General features: G+C 68.9%; 18 protein-coding genes. 12 read left to right on the top strand and 6 right to left on the bottom strand.

Going from position 1 to position 18,841, the window contains the following annotated elements:
• Nucleotides 1–38 precede the first annotated feature (38 nt).
• The 12 genes from ACYVF3_RS02280 to ACYVF3_RS02335 all read left to right on the top strand — a co-directional run bounded on the left by ACYVF3_RS02280 (nt 39) and on the right by ACYVF3_RS02335 (nt 10,283).
• On the top strand, nt 39–425 hold the full coding sequence (locus tag ACYVF3_RS02280; RefSeq protein ID WP_406690697.1) for a TadE/TadG family type IV pilus assembly protein: 387 nt from the start codon (nt 39–41) through the stop codon (nt 423–425).
• Complete coding sequence (locus ACYVF3_RS02285; RefSeq protein WP_406690696.1) at nt 422–853, top strand: TadE/TadG family type IV pilus assembly protein; 432 nt, start codon at nt 422–424, stop codon at nt 851–853. Before ACYVF3_RS02280 ends, ACYVF3_RS02285 begins: the two co-directional genes overlap by 4 nt.
• Entirely contained in the window at nt 850–1,257 is a 408-nt protein-coding gene (locus ACYVF3_RS02290; protein ID WP_406690695.1) for a hypothetical protein, read from the top strand. Before ACYVF3_RS02285 ends, ACYVF3_RS02290 begins: the two co-directional genes overlap by 4 nt.
• Nucleotides 1,254–3,980 (top strand): LysM peptidoglycan-binding domain-containing protein, encoded by a 2,727-nt coding sequence (locus ACYVF3_RS02295; RefSeq protein ID WP_461152628.1) that lies wholly within the window; start codon nt 1,254–1,256, stop codon nt 3,978–3,980. The genes ACYVF3_RS02290 and ACYVF3_RS02295 overlap by 4 nt, the downstream gene beginning before the upstream one ends.
• A gap of 68 nt (nt 3,981–4,048) precedes the next feature.
• Complete coding sequence (locus ACYVF3_RS02300; protein ID WP_406690693.1) at nt 4,049–4,501, top strand: hypothetical protein; 453 nt, start codon at nt 4,049–4,051, stop codon at nt 4,499–4,501.
• A 547-nt stretch (nt 4,502–5,048) separates the two neighbouring features.
• On the top strand, nt 5,049–5,216 hold the full coding sequence (locus ACYVF3_RS02305) for a hypothetical protein (protein ID WP_461152629.1): 168 nt from the start codon (nt 5,049–5,051) through the stop codon (nt 5,214–5,216).
• A 282-nt stretch (nt 5,217–5,498) separates the two neighbouring features.
• Nucleotides 5,499–6,632 carry an AAA family ATPase gene (locus ACYVF3_RS02310; protein ID WP_406693291.1) on the top strand — a complete coding sequence of 378 codons (1,134 nt, stop codon included), beginning with the start codon at nt 5,499–5,501 and terminating at the stop codon, nt 6,630–6,632.
• Nucleotides 6,633–6,668: 36 nt separating this feature from the next.
• Nucleotides 6,669–8,378 carry a hypothetical protein gene (locus ACYVF3_RS02315; protein ID WP_406690691.1) on the top strand — a complete coding sequence of 570 codons (1,710 nt, stop codon included), beginning with the start codon at nt 6,669–6,671 and terminating at the stop codon, nt 8,376–8,378.
• A 65-nt stretch (nt 8,379–8,443) separates the two neighbouring features.
• Nucleotides 8,444–8,758 (top strand): hypothetical protein, encoded by a 315-nt coding sequence (locus ACYVF3_RS02320; protein WP_406690690.1) that lies wholly within the window; start codon nt 8,444–8,446, stop codon nt 8,756–8,758.
• Nucleotides 8,759–8,975: 217 nt separating this feature from the next.
• Nucleotides 8,976–9,587: a hypothetical protein gene (locus tag ACYVF3_RS02325; protein ID WP_406690689.1), complete on the top strand. Its 612-nt coding sequence runs from the start codon at nt 8,976–8,978 to the stop codon at nt 9,585–9,587.
• A 151-nt stretch (nt 9,588–9,738) separates the two neighbouring features.
• Nucleotides 9,739–9,993 carry a hypothetical protein gene (locus ACYVF3_RS02330; protein WP_406690688.1) on the top strand — a complete coding sequence of 85 codons (255 nt, stop codon included), beginning with the start codon at nt 9,739–9,741 and terminating at the stop codon, nt 9,991–9,993.
• Complete coding sequence (locus ACYVF3_RS02335; RefSeq protein WP_406690687.1) at nt 9,990–10,283, top strand: hypothetical protein; 294 nt, start codon at nt 9,990–9,992, stop codon at nt 10,281–10,283. Before ACYVF3_RS02330 ends, ACYVF3_RS02335 begins: the two co-directional genes overlap by 4 nt.
• 71 nt (nt 10,284–10,354) lie before the next feature.
• On the opposite strand, the gene ACYVF3_RS02340 is transcribed toward ACYVF3_RS02335, so the two are convergent.
• The 6 genes from ACYVF3_RS02340 to ACYVF3_RS02365 all read right to left on the bottom strand — a co-directional run bounded on the left by ACYVF3_RS02340 (nt 10,355) and on the right by ACYVF3_RS02365 (nt 18,829).
• Entirely contained in the window at nt 10,355–11,272 is a 918-nt protein-coding gene (locus ACYVF3_RS02340) for a M23 family metallopeptidase (protein ID WP_461152630.1), read from the bottom strand.
• A 47-nt stretch (nt 11,273–11,319) separates the two neighbouring features.
• Entirely contained in the window at nt 11,320–12,216 is an 897-nt protein-coding gene (locus ACYVF3_RS02345) for a replication-relaxation family protein (protein WP_406690685.1), read from the bottom strand.
• 188 nt (nt 12,217–12,404) lie between these two features.
• Nucleotides 12,405–14,852 carry a type IV secretory system conjugative DNA transfer family protein gene (locus tag ACYVF3_RS02350; RefSeq protein ID WP_406690684.1) on the bottom strand — a complete coding sequence of 816 codons (2,448 nt, stop codon included), beginning with the start codon at nt 14,850–14,852 and terminating at the stop codon, nt 12,405–12,407.
• Nucleotides 14,853–14,895: 43 nt separating this feature from the next.
• A complete protein-coding gene (locus ACYVF3_RS02355; protein WP_406690683.1) occupies nt 14,896–16,671 on the bottom strand; it encodes a VirB4 family type IV secretion system protein in 1,776 nt (591 codons plus the stop codon).
• Nucleotides 16,668–17,714, bottom strand: a complete 1,047-nt coding sequence (locus tag ACYVF3_RS02360; RefSeq protein WP_406690682.1) for a PrgI family protein — start codon at nt 17,712–17,714, stop codon at nt 16,668–16,670. The genes ACYVF3_RS02355 and ACYVF3_RS02360 overlap by 4 nt, the downstream gene beginning before the upstream one ends.
• On the bottom strand, nt 17,711–18,829 hold the full coding sequence (locus ACYVF3_RS02365; protein WP_406690681.1) for a hypothetical protein: 1,119 nt from the start codon (nt 18,827–18,829) through the stop codon (nt 17,711–17,713). The genes ACYVF3_RS02360 and ACYVF3_RS02365 overlap by 4 nt, the downstream gene beginning before the upstream one ends.
• Nucleotides 18,830–18,841 lie beyond the last annotated feature (12 nt).

Consider the following 18,841-nt stretch of genomic DNA (forward strand, 5'->3'; position numbering starts at 1 on the left):
GATCTCTGATGTCTACTCACTCCCGACGACGTGTACGGGTGGCCGGGTTCGAGACGGGGTCGGCTGCCGTGGAGTTGGCGGTGCTGGCACCCATGGTGTTGCTCGTCCTGCTCACGGTGGTGCAGGCCGGGTTGTGGTGGCATACCCGCACGGTCTGCTCCGCTGCCGCACAGCACGGCGTCCAGGTAGCGCGCACGCTGCACGGCACCACCGCTGACGCCCAGTCCGCCGCGGCGTCGTTCCTGGCCGAGGGCTCCGGGCTCGTGACACAGCCCCTGGTGAGCGCGCAGGTCACCGGGACGCGGGTCACGGTGCGGGTAACCGGGAAGGCGCCCCGTCTGCTCCCGGTTCCGGGGTTGGGCACGGTCACGCAGGTTGCTGAAGCCAGCAAGGAACGCTTCACCACCCCTGGGGATGCGCCATGAAACCCGATCCGCGTGAGGATGGTTCGGCGAGCGTCGAAGTCGCTGTGCTCACTCCGTTGCTGTTGGCGGTGCTCGTCGTGGTCATCGCCGCCGGCCGCGTCGTCACCGCCCACCACGCACTGGAGCACGCGGCCACCACGGCCGCCCGTGCGGCGTCGCTGGCCCGCACCCCCAGTGGAGCGGAAAGCGCGGCCACCGCGACCGGGCTGCAGGTCCTGCACGAGCAGCACCTGGCGTGTACCGACCTCGCCCACGACCTCGACAGCAGTGGCCTGGCCACCCGGGCGGGCACGACCGGCGTGGTCACGGTCGGGCTGCGGTGCAGCGTGTCGCTGGCGGACTTGACCGGGTTGTCCGGACTGCCCGGTGCGGTTCCGCTGAGTGCGGAGTTTTCCAGCCCGGTCGACCCGTTCCGGGGGCGAACATGACCGTCGCGATGCGCAGGCGTGACGACGGGTCGGTGAGTGTGCTCGTCGCTGTCCTGGTGCCCTGTCTGTTGCTGCTGTGCGCGTTGCTCGTCGACGGTGCCGACCGGCTTCGGGTGCGAGCCCGGGCCGACGCGGTCGCCGCCGAGACCGCGCGCAGCGCACTCACCGCGCTCGACACGCGCCACACCACCGTCACGCTCGACCCAGCGCAGGCCACCTCGGCGGCACGGCGCTACCTCGCGGCCACCGGCCACACCGGAACCGTCTCGCTGCAGGGCCCGTCGAGTGTGGCAGTCACGGTGACCTACACCGAATCAGCCGTGATCGGGCTGCTCTGGGACGTCCACACGGTCACCGGCCACGCAACCGCATCGCTGCAAACCGGTGAAGGCGGGCGGTCATGAACCCGGCGGGCGAGGTGCGTACGCGGCTGCTGGCCTGTGCCGCGATCACCGGGCTCGCGGCGCTGCTGGTCGGGCTGCCGGTCGCGTTGTGGGCGCTGGCCGAGGTCGCGCCGCTGCCCACCATGCCCTGGCCGGTCCCAGAGTTCTCACCGTGGGCAGCGCCGCTGCCGGTTCAGCTCGGAAACTGGGCCGAACACCTCGTGGAGACGCTGCGCTTCGAGCTCAACGCCTCCCGATGTGCCCTGCTCGCGGTCTTGCTGACTGGGTGGGCGAGCTGGGTACTTCTGCTGGCATGGACCGCAGGCGACCTCGTGCGCCTCCTGGTGCACGGACGTTCGCGTCCCGTTCGCCGTGGCACGCCCCGGGCCTGGCTCACCGCCGTCATCACCTGGGCGGTGCTGTCGCTGTTCCCGGCAACGCTGTCAGCGGCCCCCGCCGCCCCACCTGCGAGTGTCACGGCCCTGATGCCACCCCCAGAGGGTGTCGCCGCCACCCCCGAATTCCACGGCGACACCCGGGTGGGGCCGGGCGGGTACCCCGACCCGCCGCCCGGCCCCACCATGACCTCCCCAGGCCACCCGGGCTACACCGTGGTCCGTGGCGACACGCTATGGGATCTCGCCGAGCGCTACCTGGGCAACCCGCACCGCTGGACCCAGCTACGCGACTTCAACCACGACCTCCTCCAGGGCACAGACCAGCTGGAAACCGGGTGGGTGCTGCGCATGCCCGCCGATGCCGCACTGCCGACCCCGGCCGGCGTTCCCGCGACCGCGCGGTGGATCACCACCGAGCCCGGTGACACCCTGGCCACGCTCGCCGCACGTGAACTCGGCTCACCAGACCAGTGGCCGGTGCTGTTCGCCCTCAACGTCGACCAACCACAACCCGACGGGCGCGTACTGCGCGACCCCCACCACCTCTTCCCCGGCTGGTACCTCGCACTACCCGCCCCACCCCCGACCGCCCCGGCGCCCGAGGCTGTCTCGCCTGCACCGGTGGTCCCGCCGCAGGTTTCATCACCTCCGCCGGAACCAGTGGTCACCGACACCGGCGAGATTCAGCTCGGCGCGAGGACGTTCCTCGGTGCCGCCACGCTCGCCGCGGTCAGCGCCGCGCTCGTGCTCGCACGACGCCGGCACCGCCGACACCACCTTCCCGGTCACCGCACCACCGTCGACTACCCGATCGCTCCCGCCGTCTACGCGCTCAAACGCGCCCACACCACCATCACCACGCACGCCTCCGACGACGAACCAGGAGCGCCACCACGCGAGCACCCGGCCACACGCAACGAGCAGCCCGGCACGAGTGATCTGCGGCTGGACATCGGCGTCGTCGACGGCCAGACCCGACGCCTCGATCTCACCGCCGCCCGGCGGGTCGCCGTCACCGGACCGGGTGGGCCCGATGCGGTGCGAGCGATGCTCGTCAACCTGGCGCTTCACCCCCAACGCCCCTGCCTCAGCGTGCACACCGCCGTCATCGCCGCCCTGTTTCCCGGTGGGGCGCCACCCGAACTGGACCGCTGGCACCGGGTCACTGACCTGCGGACCACGCAGCCGGGCCAACTCGGCGACGTGCTCGTCGCCTACCCCTCCGCCCTCGCCGACGACGCGATCCCGGCTGTCGAGGGCGTCACCGTCCTCAGCCTGGGGCCATCACCGGCGAGTACCCAGCTGGCGGTGGAGGACACCGGCGTCGTGAGCGGCGCGAGCCAGGAGGTGTCCTCGCTCATCGGCACCCGCCTGTTCACCGCGGATGAGGCGACAGCTCGTGATCTGCTCAGCCTCGGGCGCGCTCCCCAGCACCACGACACCGCACCCTCGCCGCCGGCCGCGCAACGCACCGAAGCTGCTCCTGCGGCACCGGTTGAGCTCGTCGCGGCGCGCGAGCCCGGTGTGCCGTTGTCGCTGCACGTCTTCGGCCCGGTTCGCCTGCTGTGGACATCGCCGGACGGTGAGACCCGGGCCATCACCGAGTACTTCACGCCACGGTTGCTGGAGCTGCTGGCCTACCTCGCGGTCTATCCCGACGTCACGCGCGATACCGCGATCGCCGACCTGTGGCAGCACGCGCCCTCGAATCGGCCCACCAACGCGCTCAACACCACACTTTCCCGGCTGCGCACCGCGCTGAAGGCCGCCACACACGGCGCGGTAACCGACGTCCTCGACACCCGCCACCGGCGACTACGCCTGGACCCAGCCCGGGTCGACACCGACTACGCCGCCTTCACCGATGCCGAGCGCACCAGCCACGACACCACCACGGACTCGCTGCGACTTCGCGCGCACCAGGCGGTGGTGGAACTGTATCAAGGCGAGCTCGCCGCCGGCATCGACAACGAATGGATCCAGGCACCCCGCTTCGCCGCGCTGCGCACCGCGATCAACGCTGTCAGTGCCCTGGCCCGGCACCATTCCCCCACCGACCCGGAACGCACCTTGCGGCTGCTGGAAACAGCGACCGACTTCGATCCGGCCAACGAACACCTCTACCGCGACATCATGCGTCTGCACGCCCGCCTCGGTGATACCAGCGCGATCCCCGCGACCCTCGACCTACTGACACAACGGCTCCGCGATATCGACACCGAGCCCTCCCCCGACACCCTCGCACTCGCCGCAGCACTCCAGCACCCCGACTCCCATTCCCCTGCGACGAAAGGAGAATCCGCGCGATCGGGCGGTCTTCACTCATCCGCACCGAAGCACCATTGACACCTCCGCACCCCGCGAGCGTCCATTAGACGGACCACACGTTCGCCCGTTATTCGAGGAGACACACAATGTCGACACCAGACCCGAAAAGCCGACAAGCCCGCACCGCCCCGAGAATGCCTCAGCCGACCGCGGTCTCCGAGGTCGTCTCATTCGCCCAGCATCGCGTGGCCTTCACCCTGGGGCCACAGCCGCCGATGAGGATGCCCGCCGAGGAAGGCGGAATCGTCATTACCCATGTCGAGTCGCGCCCCGATGGCGGACTCGCCAGTTTCAGCGGTGGCTGGAAACGCCAGTTGCGCGCCGGTGCGGTCCCGGACTCAACGCTGGTGCTGCAACTACGCGGCCCCGCCACCGACGATGACGACCACGTCGATGTGTGGCTGTGGATCGCTCGAAACCGGCGGTTCTTTCTCCTCGGCTGCTGGAAGAACTCCGGCCCCGGATGGCCGCAGCTGGCCGCGCCGCTCATTCACGCCGCACACCGCCCCAGCAGCGGCACCATGCGGCGCATCGCCTGACCACGCCCGCAACCCGCAGACCGAAACCGACAGCCGCATTGGAGGTGCCGATGGGGGATCCACTCGTGGATCCGCTGGGGGTGGCGCCCACAACCCCACCAGGGGGCGCCACCCCCACGCAGGTCAGCGCCCAACCAGGGGGTTCCGCTGGTCTCCCCAACTGGCTTGCCGCGCAAGCCGGAAAGCACATCGGCCGGCCAGCCATGCCCACGGGCACAGCAACAGCTGAGCAGCCGGTAGCTCACTGACGCAGGTCCGGGCAGCAGCCCACACCGTAATTCAATTCTTTTACTGCAATTCTTTAACCCATTCCTTATTGGGCTTCCCTGGCCCCCAATTCGACTTGGCCGGCCACTGATTCGCAGCCACCAAAAGCAATTCAAATAAACCACAATCAGCCGCCCATAAATCCCCGGAATTTCCCTGGAAAATCCGGGTTTTAGTGTTGCGCGCGGCGCGGGATCGAGTTAATTTATATGTGTCGCCGGGAACGGAACACAACCACCGAATTCCACCCCTGGCGCGAGCCATGTCAAAATCCGAATGATTGGGGAAACGCATGTGCCACGCCGACACCATCACGAACAACGACGGCACCACCACCGCGTTTTGCTACTGCGGCTGGTCCCAGAACTGCGCCACGCTGGAAATCGCCGAAACGGCCGCCGAACAGCACCAGAACCGCCAGGACGACGACAGCGACAGCCAGGACTGACCACCGATCAGTCACCCTCTTTCGACACCGCGCCCGCATCACCGCGCACCACTTTCTGACTTGCCGGGGTCGCGTCACTGAATTTCGCTGAATACGCGCCGCACCCTGACACGCCCCGGCCTTTTTCCGGATTCACTTCCCGCTGATTGCGTGGAACATTCCGCCGTTGTCACTGGCGTGAGCCATGTTCATTTTTAGGAGTCTGCCGTGCCCGCTGCCGTGGCCACCACCGCGAAACCGAAACCCAAAGCCACGACCACCGACAACACCGACACACTTGCCATGGTCACACCGCCCGGCGGGCGCCTACCCAATGGTGAATTGCGGCGCATGGTTGCGCGCTGGCTTGCCGATCACCCCGGAACCGACGTGACGGCGCGCGACATCGCGGCGGACCTGGTCCGTTCGTCCGGTGCGGTCGGAAACGCGTTGCGAACCCTGGTTAATCACGGCACAGCCGACCAAACCAGTACCACCCCACTGCGTTTCCGGGCCAACGAATCCACCGAGTCAGCCGCCGGGCCCACGGCATCCCCACCCCCGGCAGCAGCCACCCCCAAGAAATCCACACCAGCCAAACCCGCCAAGTCGAAAACCGCGCCGAAAAAGGAAAAGCCGGTCACCGGTCCGGTCAGGCGCCCGAACGGGCAGCCCTACCACCCCCGGAAACTGGCCGGGCTAGCGGACGTGACCGCGTTGCGCAAGCTGCGCGACGCGGGGATTCCCGCGCTGATGTACGGACCACCCGGCACCGGGAAAACCTCAGTGATCGAAGCGGCGTTTCCCGACTTGATCACCATCCCCGGCGATGGTGACACCACCGTGGCCGACATCGCCGGAGAATACACCCAAACACCCGACCGCAGTTACGTTTTCGTACACGGTCCGCTGGTGACCGCGATGCGTGAGGGTCGATGCCTGTTCATCGATGACGCAACATTGATCCCGCCCACGGTGCTGGCGGTGGTCTACCCCGCCATGGACGGGCGGAAAGAATTCACCGTCAAGGCCAACGGTGGCGAAATCGTCCGCGCCGCACCGGGTTTCTATGTTGTGGCCGGTCATAACCCGGGCGTGCACGGCGCAGTGTTGACCGATGCGCTCGCCTCCCGGTTTTCCGCGCAGATCCAGGTGTCCACCGATTTCGATCTTGCCAAGCAACTCGGGATCGACTCCCGTGCGATCCGGGTGGCGAGCAATCTCGCAACCCGCCGGGGAACCGGTGACGTCACCTGGGCGCCGCAACTGCGTGAACTGATCGCGTTTCAGAAGATCGCCGCTGTTCTTGGCACCGATGCCGCTGCCAGGAACCTGATTGGGATCGCACCGGAAGACGACCGCGACACCGTGGCCAAGCTCGTGCGTGACCTTTTCAAAGTCAGCGCCGAGCCGCTGGCACTCGGCAACCAGATCTGACCGGTTTCTCGCGGATTCCAGAAAGGACAGTCAGCAATGACGACACATGTGGCCCATGCCGACACCGCTCCCCTCACATCCATTGACACGGCCGAGACCGCGTGGCGGGAGTTGTCCGCAGCACTCACCGATGAGGCGCCCGACCTAGCCGGACGTGACGACCTGGTGGTCACGATCGCCCCCGGTGCCGGTGGCGGCGCGCCCGGTCAGTTCGTGCCGCACCAGGCCACCATCGAACTTGACGGCACGCACCTGGGCGAAGTCGACCCCGCGACGGTCTCACCGGCCATCGAAGCCGACCGGGCACGGTACCCGGTGGCCTGGGGCGTGTTCACCCATGAGTGCGCGCACGCGGCACACAGCCGATGGGACCCACCGGAGAACGCACCGCCGAACGTCGCCGACGCCGCGATCAACCTGGAAGAATCGCGGATCGAGGCCGCCCACCTGCGCCGCCGCCCCGACGACCGGTCGTGGCTACGCGCCGCAGCCACGAAACTCATTCTCGATGAAATCCGGGCCACCAGCGAGGACCGCTCCAGCGCGGCACACACCGCTGCCTTGCTGCTGGCGCGGGCGGATGCCGGGGTCCTCGACTGGCACGAGCTCGGAACTCTCACCGCCAAACTTAGAGAGGTTCTCGGCACCGACACCTTGAAGCAGTTGCGCGAGATCTGGCACGAAGCGCACCACACCGCCGATGACGACTCCGCAGCCATGATGGAACTCGGGCGTCGCTGGTGCGCGGCGCTGGGCACCGACCCCGACGCCACACCACCGAAACCGGGCACCACCAACCCGGATGGCACGCCGACCCCACTGGCGAAATCCGTCACAGCAGCCCTCACGGCAATCGACAACAACACCGCCTCTCTCCTGCCGGTTGATCCCACAGCCGAGAAGGCCCGCGCCAAACGAGCCGAGCAACACTCACAGCAGACAGCGTTGCTCACCGCGGCCCAAGTCTTTTCCCACTCACCGGGTAGTAAGCGTTCCTCGGTATCCGGAACCCGCGCGCCGACGGTCGCGGAGCGCCAGGCCGCCCGGAAACTGGCCCGGTCGCTGAGTATCGCCGGAATCCGGGACCGGGTGACCGTCAAGACGACCTCGGCCACCCCGCCCGGCCGGTTGCGGATGCGCGGTGCACTGGCAGCGGACGCCCAACGCGCGGCCGGAGCCATGCCCACGGCCGAGCCCTTCACCCGGATCAGCCGCCAGACGACACCGGCGCCACCCTTGCGACTCGGAATCGCCTGTGACGTATCCGGCTCGATGCGTCGCTTCGCCAAACCGGTCGCGAGTGCCGCGTGGATCCTCGCCCACGCCGCGCGCCATGCCCAGGTCGATGCACGCACCGCCACTGTGATCTTCGGTGCTGACGTTCAGCCCATCACCTACCCCGGCGCAGCCCCGGCGAAAGTGACCGATTTCAAGTGTGGTGGCGGCTGGGAGGACATTCCCGGCGCCCTTGCCGCCCTGGACGGCGCACTCGGCCTCGCCACCCCCGGCGCCGCGCGGCTCATCGTGATCGTCTCCGACGGAAAGTTCTGCCCCAAGCCCCACAAGCAAGCCCAGCAGCTCCACGACCGGTTGCGCGCCCATGGGTGCGGCGTGCTGTGGCTGGTGCCGAATCTCAAAGACAGCACACCCCTGCACGGGGGCACCGTCCTCGAGCTCGCCGACCCAGCATCAGCCGCGCAGGCCATTGGCCGTAGCGCCACGCAGGCGCTACGAGCCGCCCACTAGATAACGCCGCTGCCGGACACAGAACCCGCAGCGGGTCACCGAGGAGATCCATCGAGGAGATCGCTATGCACCACAACGTCACGACCCTTGACGAGACCATCGGGCAGGACCCGGACCGCTACAGCTACCAGGCCACCGTCGAAGCGGGCGGGAACATCATCCGCGCCAGGGTCGTTCGCGGCCCCGACGTGCACCAGAGCCGCGCCACCGTCGAAGTGCTGGCCACTCCACGGAGGTGGTCTCAGGTCACCACGCAGAGCCCCAGTAGATGGTTCGCCAAGACCTCACCGCCCAACAGGCCCGGACTCAACCCGTCCATCGAGCTGCGCCCCGTCGTCACCAATCTGATCAACCGGGCCATCAACATCCTCGGCTTGTAACCCATCCCACGCGGCACACCGACAACGCCGCGCGCGGTTCCCGCCACGCTCGGCACGCCGCGACACGGGACGGTCGAGACAAGTGAAAACGCTTGACTCCTCACAAGAGGAGAGCGTCCATAGTCATGTAGCCGCGAACGAACCGGCAGCGCGCGCCGGGGCTACACCGCCCTCCGGAGGGCATGACCCACAACCCCAATAACACCGGGAGACCGTCATGCCCAGCACCACCCAACACAACACCACCAGCCCAGTTCGCACCGACACCGAATCCAAGGCGTGGGCCGCACTGCACGCCCACCCCGGATCCACCACCGCTGAGATCGCCCAGCACGCCGGGATAGGCCGGTCCACCGCAGGCAAGATCCTCGCCGCGTGGTCGCGCTCCGGCAGCATCACCCGCACCCCCGGCGCCAGCACCGGATCGCGGCGCCTGCCCGACCGCTTCTCCCCGGCCACGACCCCGGAACCGGCAGCGAAGGCCACACGCGCGAAAACGGAGACCCCACAGGTGAAATCCGACCCGAAGCCGGGCCACTCCGCCGCACAGCCTTCACTGGGCACGCGATCGACCACCCCCACTGCCACCACCGAAAGAAGTGACGCGGCCGTGCCGTCCGAGAAGCGCCTGGCCAAGGGCGAGCTGCGGGGACTGGTCGAGGACTACCTGGCTGAGCATCCCGGTGAGGAGTTCAGCCCGGGCCAGATCGCCAAGGCCCTCGACCGGTCGGCCGGTGCGATCAACAACGCGCTGCACAAGCTCTCCAACGACGGCTACGCCCGCCAGACCCAGGACTCCCCCAAGCGCTTCACCACCGGCGAGTCCTAGGACACCGGGTGCCGCCTCGCCCCGGGCCCGCCCGTCACCCAGCCGGCCCGGGCGAGGCGGCCGGCGCGAGCTGGACCACGACTTTGAAGGAAAGAGCTATGCGGATCTTCTTCGATTGCAACCAGAATAAGCAGGATTTGCGGGGGCGCTCATGACGCTCACCGACCCGGATTCCACCTGGCACAGCGTGCGCCGCGCCGCGAACCAGTGGCGCGCAGCGATTGACTACGCCGACATGGTGGATTCCTCGCACTGGTCCCGTGTCGACGAGTACGCCAACGAACTGGCCGCCCACGCGGCGCAGCTCATCGACTGGCTCGATATGGGCGGCAGGCCGCCCCAGCAACTCAGCACGAGCAGCCCGTCCGGACACTCTGACCCGTCACATTCTGGGGGTAACCTATGACTTCTCGACCCGAATTCGTGGTGCGGCAGTTCGCCGAGAACGACTGCCTGATCACCGCGATCGTTCGTGACCCGAGCGACGAGCAGGCGGTGGTCTACGGCGTCGTGACCCGTCGCGGGCGGCTGGTAGGCAGCTACTACTGCGTGGATCACGTGCGTGATGACTGGCACATCGTCACCGCCGACGGTCACCAGCACGAAAGCGCGGACCCCAGAATACCGCTCACAGAACCAATGGCGGTCTACGCACTGGCGAACATGGCCGCCCCGCCCGTGCACCGGATCTCCTAGCACGAGAAGGCCCTTCGGCCCCGTCACCCCGAAATCAACTCGGGGGACGGGGCCGACACGTGTCCGGGGACTCAGCTTCGATTCTTCGTCTCGTCGCACAGTGACGGGTGGCCTCGGTCGCGGTAGAAGACCACCGGATCGACTGCGTTGCCACTGTGCTCGATCTGGAAATGCAGGTGCGCTCCGCTGGATTCGCCGCGATTGCCCACCTCTGCGATGACCTGGCCCGCCTGGACGTGGTCACCGACGCGCACGTGGTTGGCGTTGTTGTGGCCGTAGGCCGTAACGACCCCGTCGGGGTGCTCGATGCGGACCCACAGGCCGTAGCCGGTAGCGGGACCGGAATCGATCACGGTTCCCGCATGGGCGGCGCGAATGGGTGTGCCGATGGGTGCGGCGATGTCCTGGCCCCGGTGCATCTCACCGTCACGGGGCCCGTACCCGGAGGTACATGTGCCGGTGGTGGGAACGACCCACTCCCCCGGCGCCGACGCGGGTTGACAGTGCGCGCCGTGCAGGGCCGCGACGATCGCGCGGGCTGCTGGCTCGTGTTCGGCGTAGGCCTCGGGAAACGCCGATTTCTGGACGGCGTCGGCCGCCTCCGTCACGCGCAGTGTCTCCCATCCGGGGACTGCGAGCAGGTGTGTGTAGAACTGGGTGGAGCTGTAGACCGGGTTCAGGATCTCCTCGCGCGTGCCCCAGCCCATGGAGGGGCGTTGCTGAAACAAGCCGACGCTGTCGCGGTCTCCCCAGGTGAGGTTTCTCAGCCAGGACTCGCGCAGCGCGGTCGCGATGGCCACGACCTGACCTTGTTCGGGCACCTGGAGTTGCTTGCCGACGGCGACGATGGTGGCGGCGTTGCGTGTCTCTTCCGGCCCGTAGCCGACCAGCGTCATCCCGTCGGCCCCGGCGACGAGACACGTGGACGCACTCGCCCGGGGCGCGGCGAAGATACTGGTGATCGCCGCGCCGGCCACGGCGAGCACCATCAGCGGGAACCCGATGACGACCGCCGCGAGGAGCAGGAGGACTTTACTCATCGCGGTTCACCGGCCGTTCGAGGCGTGGTGGGTACGGGTGGCATCGGGTGCGGCGCCACGATCTCCGTGCTGGAGCGGTGCTCTGGCGGCGAGCTCGGCTGCGTGCGCGGTCGTTGCGGCCAGGCCGCGGCGAGGTCGTGGAGTGCTCGGCGCTGGTCCTCGCGCGGTGCCAGGGGTGCCCAGATCGGCTCGGCTGGGCTGGCGAGTGCCTCGGGATCGGGGTCGAGGAGGTCAGCGGCTGCGGTGGCGATGGGGAGGTGCTCGGGGTGGTCGAGTCCGCGCCACGCGGCGGTGAGCTGGGTGCGGAGGCTGGCTTCGCGGCGGGCGGTGGGTACCCAGATCAGCAGCGGCGTGATGATGCCCGTGCTGGCCGCCAGCCGGGCGTAGCCGGAGAGTTTGCCTGCCACGCGCCCGGTGGTTTCGGTGCCGAGGTCGTATTCCAGGAAGAACTCGAACTCGCGGCCGTCGTAGTGCCAGCGTCCGTAGGCATCGGGCCGGACGAGGTCGCCGAAGTGTCGTGCGCAGCGGACCTCTGACCACCACGCTGAGACCTGCTCACCCTCGTGGGCGTGGGCGCGCGCGATGAGGGTGGTGAAGAACTCGCCGACTCCAACGGCGTGGGCGAGGCGTTGGCTGTGGGCGATGCTGGTGGCGCGGTCGCGCCGGTAGCCGAGTACCTTGAGGTCGATGCCGGCGTCAGCGGCAACGACTTGCGCTCCGGCGGGGCCGAGAATGTAGTGCTGCGGTGCGCTTCCGGAATCCACTGTGGGTTGGAAGCGGTCGAGTACCGACCACAGGTAGAGCTCCCGCAACCGTTGCCGTCCCGAGCGCGGCGACGGGAATGCGCAACTGGTGATCTGAGGTGCGGTGAGCACCCGGTGCTCGTGGACCATCCGGATGATCCACTTGTCTCGGCCGGTTAGCCGTTTCGCCAGGCGGGCCTGGTGTTCCGCAGAATTGGTGGCTCGGGTCTGTCGTCGTGTGGGCCGTACTCCGTGCAGTGATTTCTGCCGGATGGGTTTGTTGAGCATGAGCACCTCCGTGGATCAGGCACGGCACTTCGACGAGGCGGGCGGGACAGTCACAGGTGCAGTCGTGGATCAGTGCTCGGCCGTGGCGCCTGGCTGGCTCCTGTGGAGGCCTCCGGTGGTGCGGTGCTGGGCCGTGTGCGGGAGGCGGCGTGGCGGCGCAGCGCGCGGGATCGTCCGGGGATCGCGGCCGGGAGGGGGTCGGTGACCAGCGTGAAGGGCCGCGATTGCTGGCCGTGAACGACGAGGCGGGCGGCGGCGTGGTAGGCGTCGAGGTGGGCGAGGTCGTGGTCGGTGAGGTGCGGGTGGGTGTGCTGGGCGAGAGCGCGCGCGTCCTCGGGGCTGGCGGCGAAGAGGACCTTGTTGCGGGCGTTGGTGGAGATGCCTTCGCGGAGGTCTCTGGGGAGCTGGCCGAGATGCTGGTGTGCCAGCGTCATCGAGACGCGGAAGCCTCGGGCTTCGGCGAGCATGTCCTCCAACGGGTAGGGCAAGTTCAGGAAGTTGTGGCATTCGTCGATGTACATCGAGGCGTCGCGGCGTTCGCGCTGCGGCGTGGCGGCGCGGGCGGTGGTGGCTTGCCAGGAACGGGCCACCGCCAGTGAGCCGAAGAGCCGGCTCGTTTCGTCGCCGAGTGAGCCTTTCGGGATGCGTACCAGGCAGATTCCGCCGTCGAGGACCGCGTTCATGTTCACCGTCGAGGCCCCAGCGGTGAGGGCGTCGCGCACGAATGGGCGGAGCAGGAAGCTGCGGAGTTTGTTCATCAAGGGGGCGATGACTTGGGCGCGTGAGGCCTCGGTCAGCTCGGCGTACCAGTCCCAGAAGCCGCGCAGGACGGGGTCGGTGACCCCGGCGGTGACGCGGTCCCGGAACGCGGGTTCGGCGAGCAGTCGGGGGACGTCGGCGAGCGTGGCGACTCCGCCTTGGGTGCGCAGGGTGAGGCATGCAGCGCGGAAGACGTCGTCGGTGCGTGGTCCCCAGAATGCGGAGTAGACCCGGCGGAAGACTGAGACGAGGTTGTCGACGGTGACGTCCACGGCCTCGCCGTCGAGGGGGTTGAGGCAGGGTGGGCGGCTGCGGGCGTCGGCGTCGAAGAGCACCAGTCGGTCCGCGGCTGTCTTGGGCAGGCGCGAGAGGACGTCGGTGACGAGGTCGCCTTTCGGGTCGATGACCAGGCAGCCGCGTTCCACCTCGGCGTCGGCGAGGATCATCTGGGCGAGCAGGGTGGATTTGCCGGAGCCGGTGGCGCCCATGAGGTGCAGGTGCTGGCGGGCATCGGCGGCGCGCAGGCCCACGCGGCGGGTCGCTCCTTTGTCAGTCGTGCCCAGCGGTTTGACCTCCGGTCCCGGTGCGGCGACCTCAGGTGGCGGGGTGAGGGCGCGGGCACCCGCACGGTGCAGGCCGGGAATGGCCTCGTCGGTGGGCAGATGCGCGAGGGCGGCGATCTCGGGAACCGAGAGCAGGTCGCCCCGCCCGAAGCCACGGTGACGTAGGGCTGGGGCCGGGTGGCGCAGGCGGTGGCGCCGGTAACGATTGTGGTCGGTGTAGGCGGCGAAGCAGGTGGCCAGCGTGTGTGCCCGGCCTCGGAGCACTCGTCGGGCTCGGCGCCGTTGCTCGGGATCGACCGGGCGGGGCAGGACGGTGCTGGCGGCATAGCGCAGGCGGGTCTCGTATTGGCTGCCGCGTTGTTTGGTGACGCTGACCCGGTCACGCGCGGAGTGCTCCAACCGTGTGTGCGCATCTGCGTGCCCCCGCGTGGACGTCACCTGTGACGAGCGTGCTGTTGTAGGAGTGAGGAGGTCGAAGAGGAATTCGCGCAGGTGCGAGGCGCCGGTGAGGCGGCGGCCGGCGGCGGGGCGGGCGAGCACTTGTACGCAGACGTACTCGTCCGGGCCGAGGCCGCTGGGTGCGGCCAGGATCGCGCGGAGCGGGTCGGTGTCGAAATCGGTCTTAATCGGCAGCGTCTCGGGACGGGCGAGGCGGAGTTCGCCTCCGACGACCAGGGCGTGCTCGTTATCGGGCTCGGGGATGGGTGAGGTGGCCGGCTGGGTGCGGGTGCGGGCACCGGGCCAGGCCGCTTCGACGGCACGCTCGATGAGCCCCGGCGGGATTGTGCCGGGCACCCAGATCTGGATGGTGATGCCGTCGCGGGTGATGACGTACTCGCACGCCAGGTGCGGCTGGCCGAGCACTGCGCGTTTCCAGGCCGGGCGGAGCAGTCCCACCAGGTGGGACCACAACGCGGCCCCACCGGCGGCATCCACTGTGGGCGGTGACTGGATCGTCACGACTTTGGCATTGCGGCTCAGCCGGTTTCGCTGCCACACGCGCAGCCCGAGCCGCAGCACGAAGGCCGCCCCGAGTCCAGCCACGACCGACGCGAGCAGCAGTGGGCGGTGCAGGAGAGACCGGAGAATGGTCTCGGGGTTCTGGAGGTAGTGGGCGATGCCGTCCTCGAGGACCTCGACCAGGCTCCATGTGTTCGGAAAGGCGCGCAAAGACATCGGTGCCCCGGATCTCGTCGAAAGAGTGGGTTGTGGGCGTGGTTTAGAGGTCGATCCAGTCGTCGATGTCGCCGTGGCTGGTGGTGGCTTCGAGGGCTTCGGGGTCGGTGGTGACGAGGTCGTGTTCGACGGGTGAGGCCACGGTTTGCAGGGCGACCCACTGGGATCCGGTGGACAGCAGGGCTTGGCCCTGATCGGCGGCGAGCAGGAACTGCCGTGCCCCCGCGGCGAGCCCGAAGTGCGCGACGACCTCGTCGATGGCTTGAGGTGACTGGCGCAGCAGGATCTGGGTGGTCGCGTTACCCACGATCGCCTTGCCGAGGTCACTGCCCAGCAAGTCGCCCACGTCCTGGGTGGCCACGGTCAGGCCGCACCAGTGCTTGCGCGCCGCTTTCGCCATCCTGAACAGGAACTCCGCTCCTGCGGTGTGGCGCATGAGCAGCCACGCCTCGTCGACCACGACCAGGCGCCGGCGGCGGACCACGGGGTGCGAGACCTCGCGCCAGATGGCGTCGAGGGTGAGTGCGGTGCCAATCGCCTGCAGTTCCGGCGGCAAGTCCCTGAGCGAGTACACGACCAGGTGCCCGTCGGGGCGGGTCGTGGTCGGCCCGTTGAACAGGGTGTTGAACGCGCCGTCGACGAAGGGCCGCAGGCGCTCGGCCAACTCTGCGGCGCCGGTGGCGTGCAGGGTGTCCCGGAGGTCGGCGAGCAGGGGTGCGGGGCGTGACCAGGTGCGGGGGTCGGTGGTGATACCCGCGTTGCGGTAGGTGGCGGCGATGGCCTCGTCCAGGATGCCGCGTTCGGCGCTGGACAGGTCGCTGCCCAGCAGCAGGGACAGGACGGTGTGCAGGAACAGGCTTCGGCGGGCCAGCGCGTCGCTGGGGGCGCTGCGGCGCCCGTCGGCGCCGACGGTGACCGGGAGGTCGAAGGGATTGAGCGCCACGCCGGGTGCGCCCAGGCGCAGGACGGTGCCTCCGACGGCGTCGGCGAGGCGGGTGTATTCGTCTTCGGGGTCGATGACGCTGGCCTGCACGCCTCGGTAGAGGTGGCGCAGGAGTTCGAGTTTGACCAGATAGGACTTGCCTGCGCCGGATCGTCCGAGGACCACGGCGTTGTGGTTGTCGGCAGCGAACCGGTCCCAGTGCACCAGGCCCGAGGACTGGGCGTTGTAGCCGTACAGCACGCCGTCGGTGGTGGTCTCCAGATCAGCGGGGTCGGCGGCGGGAAGATCCGGGGAGGTAAACGGGAACGCGGTCGCCAGAGCGTGGGTGTCGAAGGTGCGCTGCATCCCGAGCGGATCGAGTCCGACCGGGAGGGTGGCCGTCCAGCCCTGCACGCTGCGGTAGGTGGTGGGTTTGGCGTCCAGCAGCATCGAGGAGGCCAGCGCGCGCACGGCGGTCACCTCGTCGGCCAGGTGCTGTTCGTTGTGGGCGTGCACGGTCAGGTACAGGCCGAGGCGGAACATCTTCGACTCGCCGCGTGCGATGCGGGCCGACAGGTCGTAGGCGTCCTCGGTGGCGGCCTCGACGTGAGGGTCGACAAGACGGCCGTGCTCGGCGGTGTGGCGGCGCCCGGATTCCAGTTTCGCCAGTTGCTGTTTCAGGTGCTTGGCCGCATGAGCGGGATCGACGGGGTCGATGTGCAGGGAGACGTCGAGGCGGCCGGGATAGTTCAACAAGGGTTGCAGCCATCCCGCGTTGACTTCCCGGGGATAGCCGGTGATCGCGAAGGAGGCGACCCACTCCCCTGCGACGGTGAGGTGCCGGGCCCCGATGGTCATCGAGTCGGGGGTGAACACGCTCGCGTGGTGCTGGGTCATCGGGAGACCTCCCATCCGTGCGGGTCGACGAGTTCGTCGGGTGTGGCGGGGTGCGTGGTGATGACCTCGGACGGGCCGGCCATGGCCGTCTCGGTGGTGCCGGTGTGGTCGGGGTTGCAGGCGCTGGCCAGCACGTGGGTGGCCTGGGCGGTGTCGAGCACGGTGAGACGGATGCTGGCGGGGGCGAGTAGTTCGATGGCCTCATTGACGCGCCGGAGCAGCCGGGCTTCGGCGGCCTGCCGTGCTCCCGCGTCCATCCCCCGGCGTGGTCGCCGTGGGCCGGTGTCGGTGGTGCTGAGGGTGGGGGCTTCGCGGAAGACCAGTAGGACCTGGCGACGGAACAAGTCCGTGTGGCCGGCCAGATGTGACAAGAAGTCGGCGTGTTCCTCGGCGGCTGCTTGCAACGACGGATGCGGCAGGCTCGGCGCGCCGTCACGCAGTGCGGCGATCTTGCCGGTGAGGTCGCAGCGTTGCGCGCGGATGAGGATCTGCACGGGCGCGGTCAGCGAGTGCAAGAAACGGGCGAAGGCCCCGACGAGGGCGGCATGCTCGTTATCGGTGCGCAGCGCGAAGTTGACCGTGCTGGCCGCGGCGACCAGGGCGACGCCGTCGCCGGCGAGGTCGATGACTCCGGCCTCACCGGTGCTCGCGGGTTCGACACCGCTGGCCGGGGCCGGCACGGCTCCCAACCTGGGGGTCTCGGTGGTCGTGGCAGCGGGCACGAGCCATTCGGGAACGGGTTCGGCCGACGTGGGATCGGCGACTCGGTGACGCGCGGAGAATCGGTGCCGCACGGCCGCGCCGACGAGCCGGTAGAGCGCGATGCCATCCCGCTGCCCCAAGGCCAGTACGAGCGCACCTGCGGCGATCGGGGTCGCCAGGACCGCGAACACCGGCAACGCCACGATGGTGCGAGTGGCTACCCACGCGCCGTAAAGCAGGGCGCCGGTCGCGGCCAGCAGCGTGAGTTGGCGGGCGGTGAGTCCGGCCAGCAACCGGTCTTCGCGGTCGACGTCGGCGGGGATTCGGGCCGGTCCGTTCATCGCGTGCTCCTCGGTGGACGTCGGCCTTCGGGCCAGGCCAGCGGCAATTCGGGCTCAACGGGCTCGGACGCGTGAGCGGGCGGTGCCGCGGAGGCCGGCTTCGACGGCGACTTCGGTGTCTTGGGCGCTGAGGTGCGTGGCGGCTTCGACGACTGCCGGGCACCGGGCTTGGGGCGGGGTTTTGGAGGCGTGGCGGGAAGGTCGAGTGGCAGGGCGTACTGGCCGTGTTTGTCCGGGCGAATGCCCTTGTAGGCGGGCAGGTCCGGGGGTCTGCGGCGGCGCGGGCGTGGCGGGCGAGCATGCGATGCGACCTCGCCGTCGCTGGTGAACAACGGCCGTTGCCCGCTTGCGCGCGCGGGTACGGGCGGTGGTGGTGCTGGCGCGGCGGCCGGTGGCGGCGCGCTGGGCACGGGTGTGCCTCCGACGAGGGGCAGGTGGTACTGGCCGCCGGGCGGGATCGTGGAGGGGCGCATGCCCGGCTGCCCGGGCGTCAAGGGCCGGGCGGTCGGATGGGGGCGGCTGGTGCGGGTGAACAAGGCGACTTGGCCGGGGCTCGGTGTCGTGTTGGTGGGCGGGGTGGGGTCGTCGTGCAGGGTGTGGCGGCCGGTCGCGTCGGGGTGGTGGCGGGTGTGGATGGGCAGCATGTGTTGTTGCCCAGGCCCGGTGCTGGTCGGCACGGCACCGGGGCCAAGTGGTGGTGGCAGTGCCCGGCGGCTGGGTTTGCCATCACGGGTGAACAGCGCGGCCTGTTGCCCGCGTGTCCCCGAGCTGCGGGTGGGCTGCGGTGTGGGGGTGTTGGCGGTGCGCGTGGGTCTGCGGGTTCGTGCCAGACGTCCGAGTGGGAGAAGCATTTGCCCTCCCGCATCCGTGCGCGCGCTCGAATACGGATCGGGTGCGGCTTCGCTGTGCATCGAGGACTTGTTGTTGCCCGCACCGGTGGGCCGGCCGATGGCGGATGAGGCGCCGCGAATCAGGCCGAAGGTCTTGTAGGCGAGAAAGCCCCGCACCATCGATCCGAGAAACGAACGGCGTCCGTTTCGCAGTGACCCGAGGATCCAGAATGGGATTTTGATCAGGATGTAGCACATCGCAATTGCGATGAGAAGCTGCGCCATCACACACCTCAC

The sequence above is a fragment of the Saccharopolyspora tripterygii genome (assembly GCF_054778355.1).